The sequence below is a fragment of the Parabacteroides caecihominis genome (assembly GCF_023656785.1).
Taxonomy (GTDB): Bacteria; Bacteroidota; Bacteroidia; order Bacteroidales; family Tannerellaceae; genus Parabacteroides; species Parabacteroides segnis.
Genome location: NZ_JAMOKS010000012.1, coordinates 110,297 through 133,404 on the forward strand (window position 1 = coordinate 110,297; position 23,108 = coordinate 133,404).

The window sequence follows — 23,108 nt, forward strand, 5'->3', positions numbered from 1 at the left end:
AAATAAAGTTCTATATTGCATTCTATAAAACAATTGCGTATGTCAAAAGGACTTAAGCTAATACTAAATCTTCTGCTACTTTTCTGTTTGGTAGCTTGTAGTAGAAGTACCAATGTCTCTCCTTTATTGAAAAAGGCAGAGGGATATATGAATGAAAGACCTGATAGTGCCTTGTATCTTTTAGATAGCATCATACGGCCGGAGGCTCTGTCTAATGAGGATAAGGTACTTTGGAGCTTATTGATCACTCAGGCGCGGGATAAGAAGTATATAACGCATACGTCTGATTCATTGATAAATATAGCGGTACATTATTATGATAAGAAGGGTAACATAGAAAGAAGGGCGCAAGCTTATTATTGCCAGGGCAGGGTGTATATGGATATGTTACTTTTTGATGAAGCAATTATCAGTTTCTTAAAAGCGGAGGAATTGGTATTGCAAACTACGGATTATAATTTGCAGGCTCGTATTTATAATCAATTAGGGGATCTGTCTAAGAAGAATTTATTATATAAAGATGCTTTGTTATTTTATCAAAGGGCAAATGCCAGTTACAGATTAGATAAGTCTCTATTGGGGGAGGTTTTTACATTGCGGGATATCGGTCTTGCTTATGAAAATTTAGCTCAATTGGATAGTGCTATCTTTTATCTAAAAAAATCTTTGGATATCTCACAAATGAATAATTGGAATAACTTAAGTAACACCATTTTGGTCGGTTTGAGCAGTGTTTTTGAAAGTATGTGTTTGTATCAGGACGCCATTAATCTTCTTAATCAGTCTATATCACTAACACAAAATGAAAGTTTGTTATATTCTTCTTATTATTCATTAGGCTCTTTATATCGTAAAACAGGTCAAATAGATTCTGCATTTTGTTATCTTGATAAAGCCTCGGGTAGTCCTAATCTGTATATTCAATGTCAACAGAATCGTGAATACTCAGCTTTATTATATGATCGGAAAGATTACAAAGCGGCCTATGAACATAATAATCAATATATTTTATTACGTGATTCGATAGAACACCTTTATTTGCCGGATAAATTAGCAGAGGTTGAAGCACGTTATAATCATGAGAAACTTATTAATGAAAAGAATCAATTAGTATTAAAGAGGAAAAATGCAATATTTATTTTTTCTGTTCTGATAATAGCAATGCTGGTACTCCTAATTCTATTAGTTGTCCGATATCAGAAGAAACTTCGTCAAAAACTAATAATGATTAAAGAAATGGAGCATAATCTTTCTGAGAGTCGATCAGAAGTTGAAATTAATAAAGCATTATTAATAGGGAAAGAAAATGAACTTAGGTTAAAAGTAATAGAGCTAGAGAAGAATGTGACTGCAAGACTGTCTTTAGGTATTGCGAATAATCAACAGGAAGAGGTTTTGGCTCAAAGGAATAAAGTCTTGAATGAAGAGATTGCTAATTTGCAGAATGATATTAAAGAAAAAGATTCTTTATATGAAAACAAATTACATGAACTTTCTCTCAAAAAGAAAGAACTGAGAGATAATAAAGTTAAAATGGAATCTGTGGAAGCCGAAAAACAAAGACTGGAGAATATGTATTTTGAAAAAACAGACACTTTAAATAAACAAATTGTCGATTTACAAAATGAGATTAATGAAAAAGAGTCTGTTATTAAAGGGGTGAAAGAGAGTACGAAGTCGTTGGTGCGTAAATACCTCGAGGTAAACTGTCCACAAATGAAAAGGCTATTCGATAGAAAAGAAGTTGTTGTTGAATATACTGATGAAGAGTGGAAGACCTTTGAGGAGCAGTTTAATGTTGTATACCCTAAATTTATAAAGAAACTCTGTAAGAACTACCCAACAATGAATAAAAAAGAACTGAGGCTCTGTTGTCTGTTCTTATTAGGAGTAAAGACTGCGAAAATATCTGCAATATTGGCTTTAGCACCTAACACTATTTCTAAATACTCTAAAGATATTCTTAGGAAATATGCTGTGTCGTATGAAGAGAAATCTTTGGAAGATATGTTGGATGATATGACATAAAATCCATTTTCTGAAATTGCTCTTTTTAATATTGTGTTGTAATTTGTTTATAATCAACTGTGTATGAGTGGAATTTGAAATTGAAAATTCCACTTTTTTTATAAAGAAGATGTGTTACTTTGTAATATGGAAAACAAATAAAAATTCGATTATGAAAAAGACAGTTATTTTATTCTTTTGTATGCTTGTCACTTTTAGTGTATATTCCAAAATAATGGATTCCAGGCATATAGAATTGCAAGCTAAACAAGCCGGTTCTGAGGCTTTGCGTAGTGTCATTCCTGTGAGTGCTTTATTAGAGAGAAATGTAATTTTGCTTAATTTCCTGAATTCTCCGGAGAATGTGACTGTAACAGTAATGGATGCAGAAGGGAATGAAATTTTAGCAGAGGTTTATAGTTCTCCACAATCAGTTAAACTCCATGAAATTAAAGCTTCGGGTGTTTATAAGCTAGAAGTGGTGTATGGCGACGTCTGCCTATATGGCGATTTTGTGATAGAGTAACCATTCCTTACGTGCTATATAAGGAAGTAGCAGTGGGCATCTTATATTGGGGAAATTGTGCATTATAATGTTTCAATCTGTCTTTGGGTGTTCACTGCGTTTCTATTTTCAGTAATGAACATCTATTATCTTTAAAAGTTTAAATACCATGATCGACATATCCGTCATAATGCCTGTTTTTAATGAAGAGAAATATCTTCATGAAGCGATGGATAGTATACTGCATCAGACCTTTGGGCGTTTTGAGTTTATCATTGTGGATGATGCCTCTACAGATAATTCATTGGCTATTATTCAATCATATGCAGATGAACGTATTGTTTTGATTTGTAATGAACAGAATATAGGGAACTATCCTTCCCGGAATAAAGGACTGGAAATTGCTGTTGGGAAATATATTTGTGTCATGGATGCAGATGATGTCGCTTATCCTCAAAGGTTGGAACTTCAATATCAATATTTGGAAGCTTGTTCGGATCTTTGGATATTAGGTACAGGACTTGATTTTTCTATTCCGGGAATGAAATGGACTTTGCCGTCTTCGCATGAGCAGTTGATGATAGGCTTACTACAGGGTAATGTATCTTTGCATTCGTCTCTGATGATTCGAACTGATGTGATGAGGAAGTATGGAGGATATGATGAAAAATATGTATATTCTTCTGATTACGATTTGATCTCACGGTTTTCTTTAGCAGGAAAAGTAGAAAACTTACCAGATGTATTAATGATGTATCGTTGGCATGCGTCTCAGATATCCCAATTACATCGAGATGAACAGGAAGCATTTGCGTATGATATACGCCGAAAATATCAGATTGAATTTATAAACCGTTATAGGAACGCCAATCAGCAAACGCCGGACGAATGGACTGTCGGTATTCCGGAGATTGGACGAATTATAGCATTGTATACTTATGCGAGTTATACCGGAGAGGTAATTTATGAAAAACAAGCGGATGAGTTATTAGAGCAATTATTGGGAAATGATATAGAAATTGTTCCGTATTTAGGAAAGGAATCTAGTTTTTGTAGTTTGGGATGCGGGCTTATATACATTTTGCGTAACGGATTTGCTGAAGGTGAAGAAAATGAAATACTGATGGAGTTGGATACGCGTTTGTCTGCTCTCAGTATAAATTGGAATAAAGAGCAAAAGGAGTTTTTATATGGTGGGATACATTATTTGACACTTCGGATAGATGTTCCGGAAGGGGGCACGGCTACTCTTATTAATAAACAAAACCTGATCCAATTTCTGGATCGCCTGGGAGATATTGAAATAGTCGATGACTGTTTATTGGAGGATATCCGGAAAATAGATGTTTTAGGAATCTTCCCGGAGAGGACAAAGCGCTTATTGGGTGAGAAAGAGATTGTCCATATATGTAATGTAGATAAACCGTTAGATGATGTTGTTACGTTTGTAATCCCGGTCCGTATCGATTCGTCCGAACGGCGGGAAAACCTGGATGTCGTTTTAGATCAGTTATCGAAACGTAAACGGAGCAAAATAATAGTGTTGGAAGCCGATAACGATTCTAAATATAAAGTACCTGGAAATTGTCTGAATGTGACTTATCGTTTTGTGAAAGACAATAATTCTGTTTTTTATCGGACGAAATATCTGAATGAGTTGTTGTACGAAACAGATACTTCGATTGTCGGTATATGGGATACTGATGTGATAGTGCCGGACGATCAAATTGATTCTTCTATAGCCGATATTCGGAATGGGAAATCAGTAATGAGTTTTCCTTATGACGGACGTTTCAATTTTTGTTCAATGGAGGATAGTTGTGTTTTTCGTGACAACCGTTTGATTGAATTTCTGAAAGAAAAAGAACATTCAAATTGTTTTATTCATTCTGTCGGTGGTGCATTTCTTGTACATAAGGATTATTATTTGGAGGCAGGAGGAGAAAATGAACATTTTTGCGGTTGGGGAATGGAAGATATGGAGCGTGTCAAGCGAATGGAAATAGTGGGATTACCGGTTTCGCGTGCAGTCGGAGCTTTATATCACTTGTTTCATTATCGCTATGAAAATTCCCGTTTTAATAGTTTTAAGCAGGAAGAAGAGAACCGTAAAGAATTTCTCAAAGTCTGTGGCATGTATAAAGAACCATTAATGCAGTATGTGCGGACTTGGAGGATGTTTGAAACTTCAGTTGGTAAACCTGTGTCATAAAGGAAATAAAAGAATTAAATTATATGGATACGATAAAAATTAAAGATAATTCATTCGTTTATTCTTATAAAGGAGGGTTAAAAACAGCCTTTTGTCGTGATTTGGTTGCGATTGAATGTGATAAACCGTTTATTTGGTTAGTTTTTAATAATGAAAAAGTATTAGTTCGTGCAAGTCTGACCGCAGTAGAAACTCAGGTGCAAAATTACTTTATAAGAGTAAGTCGACAAGTTATTGTTAATATGCATCATGTGTCTGAACTTCTTTTTAAAAATGGTTCATATTGGTTACTCTTGACAAAAGGTTTGGAATATAAAGTTAGTGAACGTCGAGAAAAGGCTGTTCGAGCTGCATTTTTTTTGTATACGGTATAAAGAATGCGTTCAGCGCCATAAATCATGCGTTCGGGAACTTGAATTGAAATTTGTTTGATGGATTGAATGGGAATGCTTAACATTGTAATGTTGGCTTGAAATGCTTTGGGGGCTTATTCAAAAGGTCTTCTTTCTAAGTTGTTTAACATATAGATTTAAGTAAAATGAAAACACTAAGTCGTTTAAAATTGAATCAGCTAAATGCTGAGGAGTTGGAGCAAAGGCAAATGAATGCTTTGCGAGGTGGGTATAAATGTGGATGTGGATGTAATTATATTGATACTGGCGGATATCCAATAGGTGAGAGTTATAACTCCAATCTATCAAATGGTTATACTCAATCTTATGGAGGAAATGTTGCGTGTGGAGATGGCGTTCCTACTACTGCGCCAACGCATTAGTATATACAAGTCGGATTTTGGATTAGTGATTATAGTTAACCTAAAATCTATACTTTAAAAAGAAGTGTTTCTGTTGTTGCGTAGAGTAGTTTTAATGTCTTTCTTATTTATAGATGGTGTGAAAGTAAAGAAATCAGTATATATCTGGAAGGATTGCAGAAGTCAGCAAAGTATTTTTACTTGATTTTGTCAAAGAAAAGAATCTTTATTGTTTAACATATAAATTTGAATAAAATGAAAACACTAAGTCGTTTAAAATTGAATCAGCTAAATGCTGAGGAATTGGAGCAAAGGCAAATGAATGCCTTGCGGGGTGGGTATAATTGTGGATGCGGTTGTAATTATGTAGGACTTGGAGGTTCTTCACAAGGTGATAATTATAACGCCAATGTATCAAATGGTTATACTCAATCTTATGGGGGAAATGTTGCATGTGGTAATGGTGTTCCCACTAGTGCGGCAACGCATTAGTCCTGAGCTGTAAAGAGCTGCTTTTCATGAATTGAATTTATCCTAATTCAAAGCCAAAGCAAAAATATATATGTTTTTGTTTTGGCTTTAGTTTGAATTTAAATTGTTAATAATCGTTGGATATGAAAATATTTGTAATAGCATTATTGGTGGTTTTAATAGGTTGTAGTTCTAAAACAAGCTCACCTCAAGAAGAAGTAAAAGTTGACTCTTTGAACAAGAACGTTAGTTATCCTGTAAAAGTTTCATTGCAAGAGGCAATGAAAAATGTAGATAATACCATTACTTTAAGTTCATTTGTTGATAGTGTAGAATATATACCTTTGAAACTTCCGAATAAATACGGCATTAGATTTTTTCAAATCTATGATTATGATGAAGAAAGTGGTTTGTTTTTTATAGGTGATTATAACAGGGTGCTTGTAATTAATAAAAAAGGCGAATTTTTACATATTATAGGAAGAATAGGAGGAGGTCCTGGAGAACTGGCAAATATTTCCAATGTATCAATAGATAAAAAAAATAAATATGTTTATTTGTATTCTGCTCAAATGGGAGCTATGTTTCGTTTTGATTATAATGGGAATTTCTTAAAAAAAATGTTTAGTGTTTTAACCGTTACTGATAAATATAGGGCAGCACTTATGTTTTATAATAATGATAATTTTGTGTCTATATCAGAAGCGTATACTTATAAAATGGAGCCTCTAAAAGATCGTTTATACGGCTATGGTGTTTTAGATACGCTAGGGAGGATGCTCGATTGTACATCTCCTCAATGTGCTCAATTGGATACGAAAAAGGATAAATATGTAGGACTGATGTTTAATTATCAGATGACCCGGTTTAAAGGTGATAATCTTTTAGTACCTAGTGGCTTGGCGGATACAATATTTACTGAGATTGATAATAAAGTGAAGCCTAGATATTTGTTGGATTATGGAGATGATAAACCGGATTTATCAAAACTATGGTCATATGGAGAAGAGCGTAAGTATGTAATGTATCATTCTATATTCATAATGAATCCGGCTTATGAGACATTGAGGTATTTTATTATAAAATTACGTAAAAGGGGAGTTGAGTACATAGTTATACATGATAAATATTTAAATAAATCGTGTTCTGTTATTTATAATTATGTAGCAGATGAAAATAGAGATCCTTATATTCCAATAAACAATTTAGGCTTTTATAATGACTTGGATGGTGGGGTTGATACTTATCCAATGATAATGAGTTCGGAAGGTAACTATTGGGTAAGTTATATTGAATCATATCAGATGAAAGAACTTTTGACCAAAGAGCATTTTGAGAAACGTAAAAATGTTCACAATTTGGAACAGCAGGAAGAATTGAAAAAGATGCTTCCGGAAATGAAGGAGGATGGTGATCAAGTACTGATATTGATGAAATTAAAGAAAAGTGTACTATAAAAGCAAAGTCAAAATAGTTAGAAATATGGAATTTGTTAAACTAACATCTGATACGATAAAGCAGCAGCTATTAAATTTACGGCAAATCGTTTTTGAAGTGACAGATAGCTGTAACTTGAAATGTAAATATTGTGGTTATGGAGAGTTCTATGGTAGCTATGATAAAAGAGAAGAACGAAATTTGTCATTTGAAAAAGCAAAGTCGCTGATTGATTATCTTTTCTCATTATGGAAAGATTCTAATGTGGATTTTTATAATCGTGCTTTGACTGTCAGTTTTTATGGTGGAGAGCCTTTGTTGAATATTTCTTTTATTAAGCAGATTCAAGAATATCTGGAAACTACTTATATTGATTATTTGGATATTAAATATTCCATGACAACCAATGCGATCCTTTTGGATCGATATATGGATTATTTGGTAGAGCATAAGTTCTCTTTATTAATTAGTTTGGATGGGGATAGGGAGTCACAAGGGTATCGTGTAGATCATCATGGAACAAATTCATTTGATCGGGTATTCAAAAATGTGAAACTTTTACAAGAAAAATATCCGGACTACTTTGAAACGAATGTGAATTTTAACTCAGTACTCCACGATCGCAATAATACTACTGATATTTATCGGTTTATGAAGCATGAGTTTGGAAAAAACAGCATGTTGTCAGAATTAAATACGAGTGGAATAAGGGAGGATAAACGAAATGAATTCTCGAAAGTGTTTCAAAGCAAGCAGCTTGACTTTTACCGCGCATTGTCTGATTATCCACAGCTTATTAATGAAATGTTTTATGATGTAGCTGATACAAAGATGCTTTATTTATATTTGGAGCAATTTAGTGGTAATCTTTATAGATATTACACGGATTTATTAGTAGATAAATCGCAAATACCTTATATACCTACTGGTACTTGTTTGCCGTTTTCTAAAAAAATATTTTTGACTGTTAATGGTAAAATATTACCGTGTGAACGTATTGATCAGAAGTATGTGTTAGGAATGGTTGATGAAGAAAAAGTAGTATTAGATTTTGATAAGATTGCATTATTCTACAATACTGTCTTTGAAAAGATAGAGAAGCAATGTAATAAATGTTATAGAAATAAATTTTGTCAACAGTGTATGTTCTATATCTCTGATGTGGAAGAAGGGGGAGTTTGTCATGGGTTTATGAATAAGGAAGAGTTTGATCAATTTGTATTGAGTCAAAAGAGATATTTGCGAAAAAATCCTCAATTGTATCGGCGAATTATGGAAGAATTATCAATTTATTAAGGATATGGAAATGAAAAAATATTGGCTAGTTGTTAATCCTGATGTCTTTATATGGAAAAAAGGAACTTCTGTCTTCGTTTATAATTCTGATAATTTTGAAATCAGGGAGTTTGAGACTTTTGAGCAGTTTGATAAACTATATGAATTATTGGTGAATCCGGAAAATTTGTATGTGGTTGAATTGACAGAGGAGGATATGAATAGCAATAATTTATGTAGTGTTGTAAATATTTTGCTAGAAGCCGAATGCGTTGATTTGATATCTCAAAATGAAAATTCAGAGCCTCCTGTTTCTTTTTGTCCTTTTCCTGGAGTTCAACGCTCAAAAGAAAAGTTCAGGAAAAGACCGGAAATGGTTGCTTTTGAAAATTATATGGTTTATTTGAATGAACTTACTATTTATGTGAATGGAACTGGGTTATGTGATAATCTGTATGCTAAACAATTTCCTTATTTTTTGGATAAAGGTGAGGATTTAGACTATACGGAATTAAGTCTTTTTTTGAAGTATATTGCTAATTCTTCTATTTCTAATATACGTATATGTGGATATAATATTTTTCAATATCCCCAGTGGAATAAGCTATTGGATGCATTAGATCGAATTCATGCAATGAAAAGTCTTTATGTCTATTGCGCTCAATTGGAAGACTTTCAGGATAAATATAGAATTGCTTTAGCTGAACAATTTGAATATGTAATTATAGTAGATCGAGAACATCCATTAGAGGAATCGGTTATGGCTAATGTGCTTGAAAAGCGCTTACATGTTAAATGGAGTTTTTATGTTACATCAAAAGATGAATATTATATAATTCAGGAACAAATTGAACGGTATCATTTGGATAAATATAGTGTAAAGCCTGTTTTTACAGGAGATAATTTGGATTTCTTTTCTGAGTTTGTTTTTCTGACAGAGGAAGATATTAGAAATACTCGTCTGAATAAACGCCAGATATTTGCGAATCAAATTATAAATACAAATGATTTTGGTAAGTTTACTATTTCTCCTCAAGGAACTGTTTTTGTAAATATAAATTTTCCATCTTGTGGAAAAATAGCAATAGACTCTATCCATTCATTGATTCGATACGAATTGATAAATGGCGATTTATGGTTCAGAACCCGTTCAGAACAACCTTGCTCCGATTGCAAGTATCAGTGGTTATGCCCATCTCCTTCAAATTACGAGCTGGTATTGAATAAGCAAAATTTGTGTTATACAGAATAGTTCCGATATGCAGAAAGAACAGGAGTTAGAAGAAATAAGAGATGTGCTGATTCTAAATGCAAGCAGTTTGTCTGATGTAGGTTTATACGGGGGAAAAATGGGCGTCTCTATTTTTCTTGCACATTATGCTCGTTATAGTAATCAGGATATATATTTGGATTTAGTACATTCTTTGGTAAAAGAAATTTTTAAAGATTTGGATAATTCTTTTTCTTCTAATTTTGAAATTGGATTAAGCGGAATCGGATGGGGAGTGAATTATTTATTGTGTCACCATTTTTTATCCGGTGACGTAAATGACGTATTATTCGATTTGGATCAAAACTTAATGAGATATGATGTCCGTAGGATAAATGACTTTGATTTCGATAGAGGTTTGGGCGGACTTGTGTATTATGTAAATTCACGATTAATGATACAGCAAGGCGATCAGAGACCATTTGATTCTTTATTCTTATCAGATTTATTATATGTGATAAAAAATAATTACAATGCCTGGCATAATCTTTCTGTAAAAGATGTATTCTTCCAATATATTGATTTTCTTTCGGAAAAACCTATGAAAGATAGCATATGTTCATTGCCTGATTTTCTAAGAGGAAAAGAGATTAAGATAACTGATAGTATCTATCGTATGTCTTTGGGATTAAAAAATGGGCTTGCTGGATATGGCTTAAATTTGATGAATATATGAAACACATTTATATACTTGATAATAATTTTAATGGTACGATTTTTGGTGTTGGTACTTATTTGAATAATCTTATTCGTGTATTGAAGGATGAACCAATATTGGTGACAATGGTTACATTATTTAATCGGAAAGAGAGTGTTGAGATTGTTTCTGAAAACAATATTCGTTATATTCATATACCAGCTGTTCGCGCAAATCATAAATCTAATTATTATTATCGAAATGTGTTTTATATACTTTATCCTTATATTGATTCCAATGATGAAAATATTCTTCATATGAATTATCGCAAAGGGACTGAATTATTTTTGATGTTAAAAGAATATTTTCATTTTAAATTTATATTGACATGGCATTATGCCAGTTGGATTGATTATTTCTCTCCGGAAGAAATAGAAAGGGTAATGGATAATATTACTAATAATATTTCCTTATCGGAAAAGGAACTTGTCTATTCCGATATATTGAAAGAAGAAATAGAAATATTGAGTAAGTATTGCGATCATTTAGTAGTGGTAGCTAATCATGCTTCAACCTTTTTATGTAAATATCTCAATTTCTCATCGGATAGGATTTCTCTAGTCTATAATGCACTACCAGATCACTGCATACGAAAACTTGACAAGTTATCCATAAAGCAAAGAATGCATATCTCCTCTGATGAAAAAATTATTCTTTTTGTTGGGAGATTAGACGATAATAAAAATTTGTCTTTACTTGTAAGAGCTTTTAATAAAGTATTTCAGAATAATGAGAAAGTCTGTTTGATGGTTGTAGGAAAAGGAAATTATGATCTGCCTCTTTATTATGCATATCCCAATAATCGAAATATTATATTTACCGGATTTATAGATCAGGAGGAACTTAATTCTTTATATGAAATTGCAGATATAGGAGTAATTCCATCTATTTATGAAGAATTCGGCTATGTGTTGGTTGAAATGATGATGCATGGTTTACCTGTCATCGCAAATAATACAACCGGGATGGCCGAAATAATAGAAAATGGCATTTCTGGTATATTATTGGATTTATATTTTGAGAATGACAGTGAAAAGTCGATAGACTTGTTGAGAGCTGCTATAACTGAGTTATTGACAGATGATGAAAAACGGAGAGTTTATTCTATTAATGCTTATGAACGGTATATAAATAATTTTCAAATCGGATTATTCAAACAAAAAATGCTCGAAGTTTATAGAAAATTGTAATTGTTTATGCTAAGTCAATTTCCTCATTATATTCAGCTGGACTCTATGGATTGTGGTCCTACTTGTCTCCGTATGATTACAAAGTTTTATGGTCGTAGTTATTCTTTACAATATCTGCGTGAGCATGCATTCATAACAAGAGAAGGGGTATCGATGTTGGGGATCAGTGATGCGGCTGAACAAATAGGATTTCGTACAATGGGGGTTCGGGTTACGTTGGGACAATTGAATACGGAACTACCTTTACCTTGTATTCTTCATTGGAATCAACGTCATTTCGTTGTTTGCTACAAAATAAAGAACGGTAAATATTATATTGCTGATCCTGCCAGTAAACGGTTAGTTTATGAGAAGGAAGAATTTGAGCATTGTTGGTTTAGTACACAAGTAGAGGGAAAAGATACGGGTACGGCTCTATTACTAGAGCCTGGACCAGAATTTTACGATCGAGAGGAAGATGTAAAAGATAAGAAAAGAGAGTTATCCTTCTTTTTCCGTTATCTCACTCCCTATAAGAGGGAGCTTTTCCAGTTAATATTGGGAATGCTAACAGGTAGTATCTTACAGCTTATCATGCCTTTTCTTACTCAAAGCCTGGTGGATACAGGAATACGGGATGGTAATCTAAGTTTTATTACCCTGATACTGATTGCGCAGGTAGTAATTTTTGTTGCGCAATTATCAGTTGGCTTTATCCGTAGTTGGATTTTATTGCATATGAATACCCGGATTAATATCGCTTTAATTTCTGATTTTTTGGCAAAACTTATGCGCTTACCCCTTCATTTCTTCGATACGAAGATGGTGGGGGATATTATGCAGCGCATCGGAGACCATAACAGAATAGAATCGTTTATGACGGGTTCGTCTATTAGTGCATTATTCTCTTTTGTCAATTTTATTGTATTCGGCTTTGTGCTGGCATATTATGATCTTACTATATTAGGATTGTTCTTGTTTGGGAATGGCTTGTATGTTGCTTGGGTATTAGCTTTTATGAGATATAGGCGAGAATTGGATATCAAACGTTTTGCACAAGCAGCCAGCGAGCAGAGCAATTTATTTCAATTAGTAACCGGCATGCAGGAAATCAAGCTGAATAACTGTGAGACTGAAAAACGTTGGGAATGGGAACGTATTCAAGTGAAATTATTTAAAATAAGTATTAAAGGGTTAGCTTTAGGGCAATATCAACAGCTCGGGTCGGTGTTTTTTAACCAAACCACCAATATCCTGATCTCCTTCACCGCAGCCCGGGCTGTTGTTTCCGGTGAGATGACTCTAGGTATGATGATGTCGCTCACCTATATTGTGGGGCAGTTGACTGCTCCGATCGAACAGTTTATTGGTTTTGCCCGTTCGTTTCAGGATGCAAAGATTAGTTTGGAACGTTTAGGAGAGATCCATCAGCGGGAAGATGAAGAACAGACCTTGGCATTGAAAGTAAATGCTTTACCGGATAACAGGGCTTTGCAGATCGAGGATGTGAGTTTTAGTTATGACGGGGCAGACCGGGATTATGTGTTGGAACATATTAATTTGACGATCCCACAACATAAAGTGACGGCTATTGTCGGGGCCAGCGGAAGCGGAAAGACGACATTAATAAAGTTGTTGCTTGGGTTTTACGAGCCGAACAAGGGAAATATCAAAGTAGGTGATCTGTCATTGAAGAATATGAATCCGCATGTATGGCGTGCCCGTACGGGATGTGTGATGCAGGATGGGTTTATTTTTTCGGATTCGATAGCGAAGAATATCGCTATAGGTGCGGAAGTGATCGATAAAGAACGGCTGTTGCATGCCGTGACTGTGGCTAATATCCGGGATTTTATAGATTCGCTACCATTGGGCTATAACACAAAAATAGGTATGGAAGGAAATGGTGTAAGCCAGGGACAGCGGCAACGTATCCTGATTGCACGTGCTGTATATAAGAATCCTGAATTTATCTTTTTGGATGAAGCCACAAATGCTTTGGATGCCAATAATGAACGGGAAATAATGGAACATCTGCATCAGTTCTATAAAGGAAGGACGGTAGTGGTGGTGGCTCACCGGCTGAGTACGGTGCGGGATGCGGATAATATAGTGGTACTGGATAAAGGACAGGTCGTGGAGGAAGGAACGCATGAGGAACTGACGGCACGACGGGGTGTATATTATAAGCTGGTGAAGAATCAATTAGAATTGGGGTCATAAAATGTACTGATATGCCGGAGATTAGTGTTATTCTGAAAGTAGATGATGGAAATGGGTATTTGCAGGAAGCTGTGAATAATGTCTTTATGCAATCGTTTTCAGATTTTGAACTTCTTGTGTTGAAGGAAGGGGCTAATTACGAGGATACTCTGGATGGTATGGATACAATTGATATGCGTTTGAGAATTTTGAATGTTGTATCATTTGAGGAACCGGGAGTATGGGGGCAGGTAATGGAAAGCATAAAGGGGAAATATGTTGTTTTAATGGATGCTGGTCATTTAATGGTTCCCTGGAAACTTCATACCCAATTTTCTTTTATGGAGGACCATAGAGATGTTGATGTTTGTGGTACCTGGGTAACGGAAAATGGAAATTCCGGAGTAAATCATTTTTATCAGGTACGGCATAATGATATTGTCATTGAGATGCTGTTTTCTAAAGCTATATATACTCAGTCGGTGATAATGCGCAAGTCTGTTTTTGGAGAGTTTCTAAAAACGTGTTTAGGGAAAATACAGAGACATGAATGTGTGGAATATTATGAGATATGGACTGACTTAATAATAAAGGGATATATTTTTGCTAATATTCCAGAGGTGTTGTTGAAAGTGCGAACAGGGGAAAATGTGTCTTTATTTTCTGATCCAAGTTTACAACGAGTAGGTCTAAGATATGTCCAATGTTGTTATCTGGATTATTTAATGAATAAGATCATTGAGCTTGATCCTGCGTATTTTGATTTTTTGAATAGTGCAGTTGAATTACAGAATAGTAATAAATTGACTTTTGAGGAGTGTAAAGGACTTGTTCGTAGTATATATATTCATACTAGAGAAAAAGAAGAGATACATTTAAAGGATGGTAAAATCAGGATATTGTTTTGTATCGATACATTAGGAGGTGGTGGTGCTGAAAAATTATTGATCGATATATTGAAAAGATTTGATTATGAGAAATATGCCGTTGACCTTTTAGTCCTATTTGAAGAAGGAATTTATTTTGCAGATATACCGGAGGAGGTTTCGTGGTTCTTTCCGGGCAGTGAAAAAGTTAAAAACCGATTTTATGATATAGAGGTTGCTTTTTTGGAAGGACTGGCGGTAAAATATATTGCAGAAAGGGGTAGCGTTGCTGTTAAGGTAGCTTGGGTTCATGCAGATTTGTGTAATTATCATTGGACAAAGCGATATTATGAGAATGATGAACATGAATATAGCATTTTTCAAAGAATGGATAAAATCGTTTTTGTGAGTGATAATGTAAAGGAGCAGTATATTAAGTTGTTTGGAGATGCTAAATCTGAATTATTAGTAATTTATAATCTTATTGATCGGTCGGAACTCTTGAGCAAATGGGATTGTGTGGGTATAACGAAAAGGAAATTTACATTATGTAGTATTGGAAGATTGACTCTGGTAAAGGGGTATTTGTTATTGATACATGCTGTTCGACATTTAGTTGAGGATGGATTAGATTTTGATTTATGGATTGTAGGAGAAGGTGAACAAAGGGTAAAGTTGGAAGAACTGATCAAAGAGTTTTCATTAGATGATGTTGTTTTCTTGCAAGGGTATCATAAAAATCCGATACCTTTTTTGAAAGAAGCAGATATTTTTGTTTCCTCTTCTTTGTCTGAAGGTTTTCCCCTTGTAATTTGTGAGGCTTTATGTCTGGGGTTACCGGTTGTTGCAACGAAGAATGCTGGCTCGGAAGAAGTATTAAGCAAGGGAAAATATGGTTTGCTAACAGAACAAGATGAGTTTCTGTTGTATAAGGCTTTAAAAGCTGTAATAGAAAATGTGGCATTAAGGGATGATTTACGAAACAAGGCATTGGAAAGGGCTGAATTGTTTAATGAATCTGCAATAATGGATCAGATTTATACTGTTCTCGGGTAATTAATAATCGGAACAATGGAAGGAAAAGAAATAGAATTACGCAGCGAAGAGGTTCAGGAAGTGATGGGGCAGATCCCGACCTGGATTGTGCGGTGGGGGATTACGATCTTGTTTATCGTGGTGCTGGCGCTTTTGGTGGGTAGCTATTTCTTTAGATATCCGGATGTGATCACGACGGAGATGACATTGACAAGCCGGCATCCGGTGGCGGAGGTGGTGGCTCGCTCGTCGGGAAAGATAAATGAGCTTTATGTGTTTAACGGACAGGAGGTAAAGATGGGCGCTCCGTTGGCGGTGGTTGAGAACCCGGCCAAGACGGAGGATGTGTTCCGGCTGAAGAAGTTGTTGGCACGTTATCAGGAGCAGCCGGAACGTCTGAGCTATTATCTGTTGCAGGATGTGTGGCTGCTGGGGGATATTCAGCCGGCTTATATGAGTCTGGCATCGAAAGATATTTCTGCCCGCGATTACCGGGCTTCGGTCGGACAGTTACTGGCGGCGATCCGTGTCTGGGAGATGTCTTACTGCCTGGTGTCGCCGTCGGATGGAAAGGTACAGTTGCTTGTGCAAGGGGCTCCGAACCTGTATTTGTCGGCGGGAGATATTTTTGCCCGTATGGTGCCTGAGGGCGGGGAGACCTGGATCGGGCGGGCCTTATTGCCGATTCAGCGGTCCGGAAAGGTGAAGGTCGGGCAGCGGGTGATCGTGCGGTTTACGAATTTTCCGGATCAGGAGTTCGGTATCGTGAACGGGCGTTTGTCGTCTGTTTCGCTGGTGCCTTCGGAAGACAATTATATGGTGGAGATTGCCTTCCCGGACGGACTGACCACCAATTATAGGAAGAATCTGCCTGTTTCTTATGAAATGAAAGCCACAGCCGAAATTGTAACCGATGATGTACGTTTGATAGAACGTTTCTTCCAGCCACTGAAAAAGATACTGAAAGAAGGGTTCTGAAGTTTTTTTGTTGTCTCTTTTGTCTCGTTTAGTGGCTTTCGAGCCGGGAAGGATGAACAATCCCCTTCCCGGATTCGTATGAAAAAGTTACTGATGGCACAGCTGGGTGCCAAGCCTACCGTCCAGCATTTTAATGAAATAGTGATAAATCTTCCGGAGAGTGAAAAAGCCGGTTTTGTGAAAGGTACTTTCGGGTTGGCTTTCTCTGAGTGGGGAAACCTGAATGTTGCTTACCGTGAGTTTTTGGTCGCATTGATAAAGAGTAAACGACAGCAGTTTGTGGAGTTTGTTCGCAAGGATACGGTTCTGGGGGAATTCCTGTACGATCTGAAAGATAAAGAGTTGTTTGTGAAAATATTAAATCTGTTGGAGCGACCGTCTAAAAAGCATAAGATTTCTTATTCCAAGTTGGCTTTTTCTTTCTTGCTAGGGTTTAAGATAGACTTGGAAGTCAAGGGATTATCTGACAAAATCAGGTACGCCAAGGTGGATACGGATGATCTGGTTGAGTTGTTTGAGTTGATTGAGAAAGTAAAGTTAAGCTGAAGTTTATATTTAAAGAATATAAAATATGGGCGTTTCAGAAAAGCAGTAAGAACCGGGATTATAATCTCTTTATTGATCGTTTAAAAGATCAACGGCTTGATTCTTATGTGATTATATTATTTGTGCTTCCTCTTCTTATTGCTTATTGCCTCTTTTTTACCGCCGTATCTTTGTGTTGTACTTAATTATTCACTAAAAACATTTTTAATTATGGCACAAGGTTACAAGTTGGTTCTGCGCCCGTCGGAACCGGGAGTCAAAGATTCCAAGAAGTTGTATTATGCGGTATCTAAAAGTACGGGATTTACGGATATCAGACGTTTGTGTAAGCTGATCGCTGCGAGAAGTACGGTGTCGAGTGCGGATGTGAAGGCGGTACTGGATAACCTGAATTATGTTCTGGATCTGGAATTGCAGGATGGTCGTATTGTTCAGTTGGGGGAATTCGGTAATTTCCGTATTACGGTCGGAAGCGAGGGCGTGGAGGATAAAAAGAAGTTCTCTGCAAGTATGATTCGTGCTCCAAAGATTGTTTTCACTCCCGGGTTTGATTTGCGTGAGACTAAGAAAACGATGGGTTATTCTTTGATTACTCCGGAAGTTGAAAAAACGGAGAATCCCGGAGGAGGTGAGGATCGTCCGGAAATCGAGTAAACCGGTTGAGGATGAAAAGAACGAATGTTCAATTGGTAATGGCCGTGCTGCTTTGTGCAGCCGGTCTTATCCTGATCTTTTCCGGTTTTTGGGTGGCTCCGACAGGGGAAATACATAATAGCGTTTTAGTCGCTTTCGGGGAGATCAGTACGTTTGCCGGAGCCTTGTTTGGAGTGGATTATTCATATAAAATAAGAAAAGAATGAAAACGAAATTTTGTCAATATGCAATAGAGGAACATTTGACGTCGGAGCAAATGAAGTGGAGAAGAAATCATCCGGATTGGATCAGTGATCATTTTTACATGGGTGAGTTTATCTACAGTGCGGTTGCTGTGGAGAAGGGCCTGGACAATACGCCGCCACCGGAAGCGCAGCGGGCAATCAGAAATCTGGTTAGAAAATTATTGGAACCGCTTCGGGAGTATGCGGATTGTCCTATGGGGATGCATATCTCCAGTGGGTATCGTTGTGAAGAATTGAATCATCTGGTGGGTGGTGTAGCCGATTCCCAGCATCTGAAAGGGGAGGCGGCGGATATTTATACGTTCGGCAGTTGTCGTTTGCTGGAGGCTTTACAGCAAAGCCGGTTGAATTTTGATCAGGCGATTTATTACCGTCGCCGTGGTTTTATCCATTTGTCATTGAAATTGACGGGTAAGAACCGTCGCCAGGTGATAATCAAATGAGAGGAGGTATTTGTTTTTTATTACTTATAGCAGGATTGTCCGGCTGTGCATCGCGTAATCCCGGAAGCAGGAGAGAACTTCGTTCGTTCAGGGATTCGATATCGTATACACAGTTGGACACTTCTTGCCTGCATTATAATCGTGGGATGCAGTTGCGGGGTTGGTCTCGTTTGAAGGAGGTCTCCCTTTCCGTACCCGACAGTACCGGTAAACAGTATGTAGAACGTATTGTATATGCTACTGAAGAATGGGGAATGGCAGATTCGACAGGGTTGGTGTCTGTGTCTGCCAATACGGTTAATGAGCAGGGTGTTACTTCATCCGTCTCTGTCGAGCAGGAAGTGACCAGAAGAAAAACGAGCCGGATTGTCTGGTGGATATTAATTCTTGTTTTGATCATTTTAATCTGTCTGCTACGAAAATTGCGACGGATAAAATAGATACTTTTGTTTGTATTGCACTATGAGAGTGCATTTTTAATCAGACGAGGGTAAATTATGATGTTATAACTTCTTGGAATGAGTTATTAGTAATTAGCATGGGAAACGTTCTGTTTGCCTGTTACGAAAATCTTAACGGATTTAAATAACTTTAATCCTTTGTATCACGGATTGTTCGTATAAGTGTGTACCTTGCGAAAATGATAAATTGTTAACCAGAAAAGAAATGATTATGAGACACTGTATCTGGATATTTGTTTTGTTGTTGCTTTCGATGGGGAGCCTATCAGCGGAAGACTTCGGTTATGAGTTGCAGGATGGGAAGCTGACTATTCTGATGTATGGCGGTTATGCCGATTGGAAGAAGAATGCCAGTGAAAATGATAAAAGGGCAGTGACTGAAATTTATATAGAAGAGGGTGTTCCCGTTATTCCGAATTTGATATTTAAAGATTTGCCGCGTGTTGGGGCGGTAACGATTCCTGCTTCGGTGACGATGATAGGTGGGGCTGCCTTTGCGGGATGTAGCAATTTGTCATCTGTGGTGTTTGCTAAAGATTCGGAGTTGAGAACGATCGGTAAGTATGCTTTTTATGAAACAGCCCTTGAGTCTGTTGTAATACCGGCGTCTGTTACCGCGATCAGAAAGGCTGCTTTCAGATGTTGCTATAATCTGTCGTCGGTTATATTTGCCGGAAACCAGAAGCTAAAGGAAATCGGTGAATGGGCTTTTTGTGAGACGTCTCTGGAATCGGTTGTAATTCCGGCTTCCGTAACTACTATAGGAAAGGCTGCCTTTACGGAGTGTAAGAGACTTTCGTCCGTAACTTTTACGGGAGACATGAATTTGAGGACGATTGGTGCTGGGGCTTTTTCCGGGACGAGGCTTCATTCTGTTATGATCCCATCTTCTGTTGTAACGATTGGGGAGGGGGCTTTCAGGTATTGCAGGAGATTGACGTTGGTGACGTTTGGCGGTGATAATTTAAAAGCGATCGGTGAGTGGGCTTTTTCAGAAACTGCACTGGCTTCATTCTCAATACCTTCTTCGGTTACTACGATTGGAGCGGGTGCCTTTGCTAAAACACCTCTTGAATCGGTAATGGTTCCGTCTTCCGTAACGGCAATCGGAGGGGCTGCTTTTACTGGTTGCAGAAAATTATCGTCAGTGACGTTTGCCGAAAAATCGGAATTAGAGAAGATCGGAGCAGGTGGTTTTTACGGAACGGCTTTGTCCTCCGTAGAACTTCCATTTTCCGTGAAAACGATTGGTGCAGGTTCTTTTTCCCATTCCGCTCTTAAATCTGTTGTAATTCCGGCATCTGTCACGGATATTGAACGTGCTGCTTTTTCCCAAACATATCTTACCTCAGTTATAATCCCATCTTCTGTGAAAGCGATTGGGAAAGAGGTGTTTCAATGTTGTTCCGAATTGACAGATGTTACTTTTCTGTCATCAAAGGCACCTGCCCGTTTTGGAGAGAATGTATTTGAGAATTGTTTTTCATTGGAAGCTATTTATGTCCCGGAAGGAAGTTCCGGGTATTCGGGAGAAAATTGGGTTAAATATGAAGATCTGATAAAGCGTAAAATCATGTTCGTATCTTCCGGTTCGTTAACGGCTTTATATAATCTGTTTTCTTTTGGCGAAATGGGTGGCTGGGGTATCTTTAATCCTCTGATCTTCGGTTTATTTGCAATAATCTGTGTGTTGAAAAAAATATTTTTAGGTCAATAGAATAGGAGAAGTGGTCATGAAAGCGGTTGGTTGGATAGTTGGTGGTAATGGAATTGTAAGAAATGATAATAGTCTTGTGGAAAACTAATTAATTGCGTTTCTTTGTACCCGTAAATTATTAGGATATGGCAGACGAACAACAGATGGTGCTCCGGACGGAGGACCTGGTGAAGAAATATAGAACGCGAACGGTGGTGAACCATGTTTCTATTAATGTGAAACAAGGGGAGATTGTTGGATTGCTCGGTCCGAATGGGGCGGGAAAGACGACTACATTCTATATGACTGTGGGGTTGGTGACTCCTAATGAGGGGAAGATATTCCTGAATGATATGGAAATTACGAAATTCCCGGTTTACAAACGTGCCCGTAATGGGATCGGTTATCTGGCGCAGGAGGCTTCTATCTTCCGTAAAATGACAGTTGAGGATAATATCCGTTCTGTTTTGGAAATGACGGAAACCACTCCCGAATATCAGAAAGAAAAACTGGAAAGCCTGATCGCTGAGTTTGGCTTGAACAAGGTTAGAAAGAACCTGGGAGACCAGTTGTCTGGTGGTGAACGCCGTCGTGCTGAGATTGCCCGCTGTCTGGCGATCGACCCTAAATTTATTATGTTGGATGAACCGTTTGCCGGTGTCGACCCGATTGCCGTGCAGGATATCCAGACGATCGTTGCCAAGTTAAAGCATAAGAATATCGGTATCCTGATTACCGACCATAATGTGTACGAAACATTGAGCATTTGCGACCGTGCTTATTTGCTGTTCGAAGGAAAAGTGCTTTTCCAGGGAACGGCTGAGCAGTTGGCAGAAAACGAGATCGTACGCGAAAAATATTTGGGGAAAGATTTCGTGCTGCGGAAAAAAGATTTATAAATTCAACTTATTTTATTGCAAAAGTCTCCTGATGTGCCGGGTGCATAAGAAGAACAGGACTAATGTCACTACGGCTAATGCCGAGTAAGGCAACAGGTTTGCATTGGATATATCTCCGGTGATGAATTCATTCTCCCGCAGATGGATATCCGACATGCTGATAACGGCAAAAGCGTTATTGACGAAATGGGCGAAGACCGGGATCCAGATGTTTCTGCTCCAATATAACAAATAACCGAAATATGCTCCCAGTAACATACGGGGAAGGAACCCGTAGAACTGCAGATGGAATGCGCTGAATAGAATAGCGGCAGACCAGATGACTATATGATGATTGGATGTCCATTGGCCTATAATCCGTTGTAGGGCACCACGGAACAGAAATTCTTCAGTAATACCGGCCATTATAGCGATGACAAACAGATTCGACAGGAATGTGAGCATACCGTCGCCGGCTAAAAGTGTATTGGTAATTTGTTCGGCGAGGGCTTCCTGCGCTTTCATCCAGCTTTCGACCGGGGCCATGAACTCCGGTAATATCATTTGTTTGTTCAGCAAAGCTGTCAGTGTGATCGCCGGCGACATCAGGAACATGCTGACTAGTGCTAGCAACAGGATTTTGGTATCCACTTTGCGCTTTATACAAAGGTAGGCGGCCGGGTCCGCACTGCACAGCCAGGCTACCGCCAGTGCCGGGAACAGGAAAGTCCCGATGGCTGACAACAACTGCATCATCCGCATCATACCGGGGTATTGCGTTATATTGACGGATACACCGTGCGATAAAACAAAGATTCCCGTTCCGATCAGGGATGACAGGACTGCTCCGAACAAAAGACTGACCAGCAGGAGCCATAACTGGAACATGGCCGGTTTTCCGGCATATATACCTTTTAATACCATATCTATAATATTTGATGTACGGACATAAAAAAACTTCTGCCCAAATATAGGTAGAAGTTTTTATTTCTTCAGGAAAGAATGAATTACATTTTTGGTCTGGCTTCTTTTACAACCATCTGACGACCTTCGAATTCAGCCTCGTTCAATTCTCCAATAGCTTTTTTAGCTGCTGCATCATCAGGCATTTCAACAAAAGCAAAGCCTTTTGATTTACCTGTTTCACGGTCTTTGATGATCTTTACAGAATCTACCACTCCGTATTCTTCCATTACTTGTTTCAGATCTTCTTCCCGAACACGATAGTTCAGGTTACCAATGTAAATGTTCATAAAAATAGAAATAATTAAAAAATAAAATTGTTACTGATGAAAGTAATAAACCGG

The 23,108-nt window shown here is 37.3% G+C and carries 23 protein-coding genes; 21 read left to right on the forward strand and 2 right to left on the reverse strand.

Annotation, left to right across the window (positions count from 1 at the left end):
* The first annotated feature begins 39 nt into the window (after window positions 1–39).
* From NBH14_RS11985 to lptB, 21 genes are all read left to right on the forward strand, one after another.
* On the forward strand, window positions 40–2,028 hold the full coding sequence (locus NBH14_RS11985) for a hypothetical protein (RefSeq protein WP_186959429.1): 1,989 nt from the start codon (window positions 40–42) through the stop codon (window positions 2,026–2,028).
* A gap of 151 nt (window positions 2,029–2,179) precedes the next feature.
* On the forward strand, window positions 2,180–2,533 hold the full coding sequence (locus NBH14_RS11990; RefSeq protein ID WP_186959428.1) for a DUF3244 domain-containing protein: 354 nt from the start codon (window positions 2,180–2,182) through the stop codon (window positions 2,531–2,533).
* A 148-nt stretch (window positions 2,534–2,681) separates the two neighbouring features.
* Entirely contained in the window at window positions 2,682–4,724 is a 2,043-nt protein-coding gene (locus tag NBH14_RS11995; RefSeq protein WP_186959427.1) for a glycosyltransferase, read from the forward strand.
* A gap of 23 nt (window positions 4,725–4,747) precedes the next feature.
* Window positions 4,748–5,098, forward strand: coding sequence for a LytTR family DNA-binding domain-containing protein (locus tag NBH14_RS12000; RefSeq protein WP_186959426.1), 351 nt, complete (start codon window positions 4,748–4,750; stop codon window positions 5,096–5,098).
* Window positions 5,099–5,262: 164 nt separating this feature from the next.
* Window positions 5,263–5,499 carry a TIGR04149 family rSAM-modified RiPP gene (locus NBH14_RS12005; protein WP_186959425.1) on the forward strand — a complete coding sequence of 79 codons (237 nt, stop codon included), beginning with the start codon at window positions 5,263–5,265 and terminating at the stop codon, window positions 5,497–5,499.
* Window positions 5,500–5,733: 234 nt separating this feature from the next.
* The gene (locus tag NBH14_RS12010) at window positions 5,734–5,970 is read left to right on the forward strand and encodes a TIGR04149 family rSAM-modified RiPP (RefSeq protein WP_186959424.1); all 237 of its coding nucleotides are present in this window, start codon (window positions 5,734–5,736) and stop codon (window positions 5,968–5,970) included.
* Between the two features lie 122 nt (window positions 5,971–6,092).
* Complete coding sequence (locus tag NBH14_RS12015) at window positions 6,093–7,406, forward strand: DUF4934 domain-containing protein (RefSeq protein WP_186959423.1); 1,314 nt, start codon at window positions 6,093–6,095, stop codon at window positions 7,404–7,406.
* 25 nt (window positions 7,407–7,431) lie between these two features.
* Entirely contained in the window at window positions 7,432–8,682 is a 1,251-nt protein-coding gene (locus NBH14_RS12020) for a radical SAM peptide maturase (protein WP_186959422.1), read from the forward strand.
* A 4-nt stretch (window positions 8,683–8,686) separates the two neighbouring features.
* The gene (locus NBH14_RS12025; RefSeq protein WP_186959421.1) at window positions 8,687–9,913 is read left to right on the forward strand and encodes a TIGR04150 pseudo-rSAM protein; all 1,227 of its coding nucleotides are present in this window, start codon (window positions 8,687–8,689) and stop codon (window positions 9,911–9,913) included.
* A 7-nt stretch (window positions 9,914–9,920) separates the two neighbouring features.
* Window positions 9,921–10,607, forward strand: a complete 687-nt coding sequence (locus tag NBH14_RS12030; protein WP_186959420.1) for a lanthionine synthetase LanC family protein — start codon at window positions 9,921–9,923, stop codon at window positions 10,605–10,607.
* Entirely contained in the window at window positions 10,604–11,818 is a 1,215-nt protein-coding gene (locus NBH14_RS12035) for a glycosyltransferase (protein ID WP_186959419.1), read from the forward strand. The genes NBH14_RS12030 and NBH14_RS12035 overlap by 4 nt, the downstream gene beginning before the upstream one ends.
* A 6-nt stretch (window positions 11,819–11,824) precedes the next feature.
* Window positions 11,825–14,020, forward strand: coding sequence for a peptidase domain-containing ABC transporter (locus NBH14_RS12040; RefSeq protein ID WP_186959418.1), 2,196 nt, complete (start codon window positions 11,825–11,827; stop codon window positions 14,018–14,020).
* An 11-nt stretch (window positions 14,021–14,031) separates the two neighbouring features.
* Window positions 14,032–15,921, forward strand: coding sequence for a glycosyltransferase (locus NBH14_RS12045; protein WP_186959417.1), 1,890 nt, complete (start codon window positions 14,032–14,034; stop codon window positions 15,919–15,921).
* A 15-nt stretch (window positions 15,922–15,936) separates the two neighbouring features.
* Window positions 15,937–16,878 (forward strand): beta-barrel domain-containing protein, encoded by a 942-nt coding sequence (locus tag NBH14_RS12050; protein WP_186959416.1) that lies wholly within the window; start codon window positions 15,937–15,939, stop codon window positions 16,876–16,878.
* A 78-nt stretch (window positions 16,879–16,956) separates the two neighbouring features.
* The gene (locus NBH14_RS12055; protein WP_250817464.1) at window positions 16,957–17,424 is read left to right on the forward strand and encodes a hypothetical protein; all 468 of its coding nucleotides are present in this window, start codon (window positions 16,957–16,959) and stop codon (window positions 17,422–17,424) included.
* Window positions 17,425–17,634: 210 nt separating this feature from the next.
* Entirely contained in the window at window positions 17,635–18,078 is a 444-nt protein-coding gene (locus NBH14_RS12060) for an HU family DNA-binding protein (RefSeq protein ID WP_128135584.1), read from the forward strand.
* A gap of 11 nt (window positions 18,079–18,089) precedes the next feature.
* Window positions 18,090–18,284: a hypothetical protein gene (locus NBH14_RS12065; protein ID WP_128135585.1), complete on the forward strand. Its 195-nt coding sequence runs from the start codon at window positions 18,090–18,092 to the stop codon at window positions 18,282–18,284.
* A complete protein-coding gene (locus NBH14_RS12070) occupies window positions 18,281–18,766 on the forward strand; it encodes a D-Ala-D-Ala carboxypeptidase family metallohydrolase (RefSeq protein WP_250817466.1) in 486 nt (161 codons plus the stop codon). The genes NBH14_RS12065 and NBH14_RS12070 overlap by 4 nt, the downstream gene beginning before the upstream one ends.
* The gene (locus NBH14_RS12075) at window positions 18,763–19,206 is read left to right on the forward strand and encodes a hypothetical protein (protein WP_186959415.1); all 444 of its coding nucleotides are present in this window, start codon (window positions 18,763–18,765) and stop codon (window positions 19,204–19,206) included. Before NBH14_RS12070 ends, NBH14_RS12075 begins: the two co-directional genes overlap by 4 nt.
* Before the next feature lie 232 nt (window positions 19,207–19,438).
* Entirely contained in the window at window positions 19,439–20,944 is a 1,506-nt protein-coding gene (locus NBH14_RS12080; RefSeq protein WP_250817468.1) for a leucine-rich repeat domain-containing protein, read from the forward strand.
* Between the two features lie 125 nt (window positions 20,945–21,069).
* Window positions 21,070–21,822: an LPS export ABC transporter ATP-binding protein gene (gene lptB / locus NBH14_RS12085; RefSeq protein WP_009859581.1), complete on the forward strand. Its 753-nt coding sequence runs from the start codon at window positions 21,070–21,072 to the stop codon at window positions 21,820–21,822.
* 12 nt (window positions 21,823–21,834) lie between these two features.
* On the opposite strand, the gene NBH14_RS12090 is transcribed toward lptB, so the two are convergent.
* Window positions 21,835–22,725 carry a CPBP family intramembrane glutamic endopeptidase gene (locus tag NBH14_RS12090; protein ID WP_186959413.1) on the reverse strand — a complete coding sequence of 297 codons (891 nt, stop codon included), beginning with the start codon at window positions 22,723–22,725 and terminating at the stop codon, window positions 21,835–21,837.
* 83 nt (window positions 22,726–22,808) lie between these two features.
* Window positions 22,809–23,054, reverse strand: a complete 246-nt coding sequence (gene rbp, locus NBH14_RS12095) for an RNA-binding regulator (RefSeq protein ID WP_009859579.1) — start codon at window positions 23,052–23,054, stop codon at window positions 22,809–22,811.
* Between the last annotated feature and the right edge of the window lie 54 nt (window positions 23,055–23,108).

What these genes read in the sequence shown, in the direction of transcription:
- NBH14_RS12075 (WP_186959415.1), top strand. Translation starts at nt 18,763, where the DNA reads ATGAGAGGAGGTATTTGTTTTTTATTACTTATAGCAGGATTGTCCGGC.
- NBH14_RS12040 (WP_186959418.1), top strand. Translation starts at nt 11,825, where the DNA reads ATGCTAAGTCAATTTCCTCATTATATTCAGCTGGACTCTATGGATTGT.
- NBH14_RS11985 (WP_186959429.1), top strand. Translation starts at nt 40, where the DNA reads ATGTCAAAAGGACTTAAGCTAATACTAAATCTTCTGCTACTTTTCTGT.
- NBH14_RS12020 (WP_186959422.1), top strand. Translation starts at nt 7,432, where the DNA reads ATGGAATTTGTTAAACTAACATCTGATACGATAAAGCAGCAGCTATTA.
- NBH14_RS12035 (WP_186959419.1), top strand. Translation starts at nt 10,604, where the DNA reads ATGAAACACATTTATATACTTGATAATAATTTTAATGGTACGATTTTT.
- lptB (WP_009859581.1), top strand. Translation starts at nt 21,070, where the DNA reads ATGGCAGACGAACAACAGATGGTGCTCCGGACGGAGGACCTGGTGAAG.
- NBH14_RS12010 (WP_186959424.1), top strand. Translation starts at nt 5,734, where the DNA reads ATGAAAACACTAAGTCGTTTAAAATTGAATCAGCTAAATGCTGAGGAA.
- NBH14_RS12090 (WP_186959413.1), bottom strand. Translation starts at nt 22,725, where the DNA reads ATGGTATTAAAAGGTATATATGCCGGAAAACCGGCCATGTTCCAGTTA.
- NBH14_RS12065 (WP_128135585.1), top strand. Translation starts at nt 18,090, where the DNA reads ATGAAAAGAACGAATGTTCAATTGGTAATGGCCGTGCTGCTTTGTGCA.
- NBH14_RS11990 (WP_186959428.1), top strand. Translation starts at nt 2,180, where the DNA reads ATGAAAAAGACAGTTATTTTATTCTTTTGTATGCTTGTCACTTTTAGT.
- NBH14_RS12060 (WP_128135584.1), top strand. Translation starts at nt 17,635, where the DNA reads ATGGCACAAGGTTACAAGTTGGTTCTGCGCCCGTCGGAACCGGGAGTC.
- NBH14_RS12070 (WP_250817466.1), top strand. Translation starts at nt 18,281, where the DNA reads ATGAAAACGAAATTTTGTCAATATGCAATAGAGGAACATTTGACGTCG.
- NBH14_RS12080 (WP_250817468.1), top strand. Translation starts at nt 19,439, where the DNA reads ATGAGACACTGTATCTGGATATTTGTTTTGTTGTTGCTTTCGATGGGG.
- NBH14_RS12030 (WP_186959420.1), top strand. Translation starts at nt 9,921, where the DNA reads ATGCAGAAAGAACAGGAGTTAGAAGAAATAAGAGATGTGCTGATTCTA.
- NBH14_RS12000 (WP_186959426.1), top strand. Translation starts at nt 4,748, where the DNA reads ATGGATACGATAAAAATTAAAGATAATTCATTCGTTTATTCTTATAAA.
- NBH14_RS12005 (WP_186959425.1), top strand. Translation starts at nt 5,263, where the DNA reads ATGAAAACACTAAGTCGTTTAAAATTGAATCAGCTAAATGCTGAGGAG.
- NBH14_RS12015 (WP_186959423.1), top strand. Translation starts at nt 6,093, where the DNA reads ATGAAAATATTTGTAATAGCATTATTGGTGGTTTTAATAGGTTGTAGT.
- NBH14_RS12045 (WP_186959417.1), top strand. Translation starts at nt 14,032, where the DNA reads ATGCCGGAGATTAGTGTTATTCTGAAAGTAGATGATGGAAATGGGTAT.
- NBH14_RS12055 (WP_250817464.1), top strand. Translation starts at nt 16,957, where the DNA reads ATGAAAAAGTTACTGATGGCACAGCTGGGTGCCAAGCCTACCGTCCAG.
- NBH14_RS12050 (WP_186959416.1), top strand. Translation starts at nt 15,937, where the DNA reads ATGGAAGGAAAAGAAATAGAATTACGCAGCGAAGAGGTTCAGGAAGTG.
- NBH14_RS12025 (WP_186959421.1), top strand. Translation starts at nt 8,687, where the DNA reads ATGGAAATGAAAAAATATTGGCTAGTTGTTAATCCTGATGTCTTTATA.
- NBH14_RS11995 (WP_186959427.1), top strand. Translation starts at nt 2,682, where the DNA reads ATGATCGACATATCCGTCATAATGCCTGTTTTTAATGAAGAGAAATAT.
- rbp (WP_009859579.1), bottom strand. Translation starts at nt 23,054, where the DNA reads ATGAACATTTACATTGGTAACCTGAACTATCGTGTTCGGGAAGAAGAT.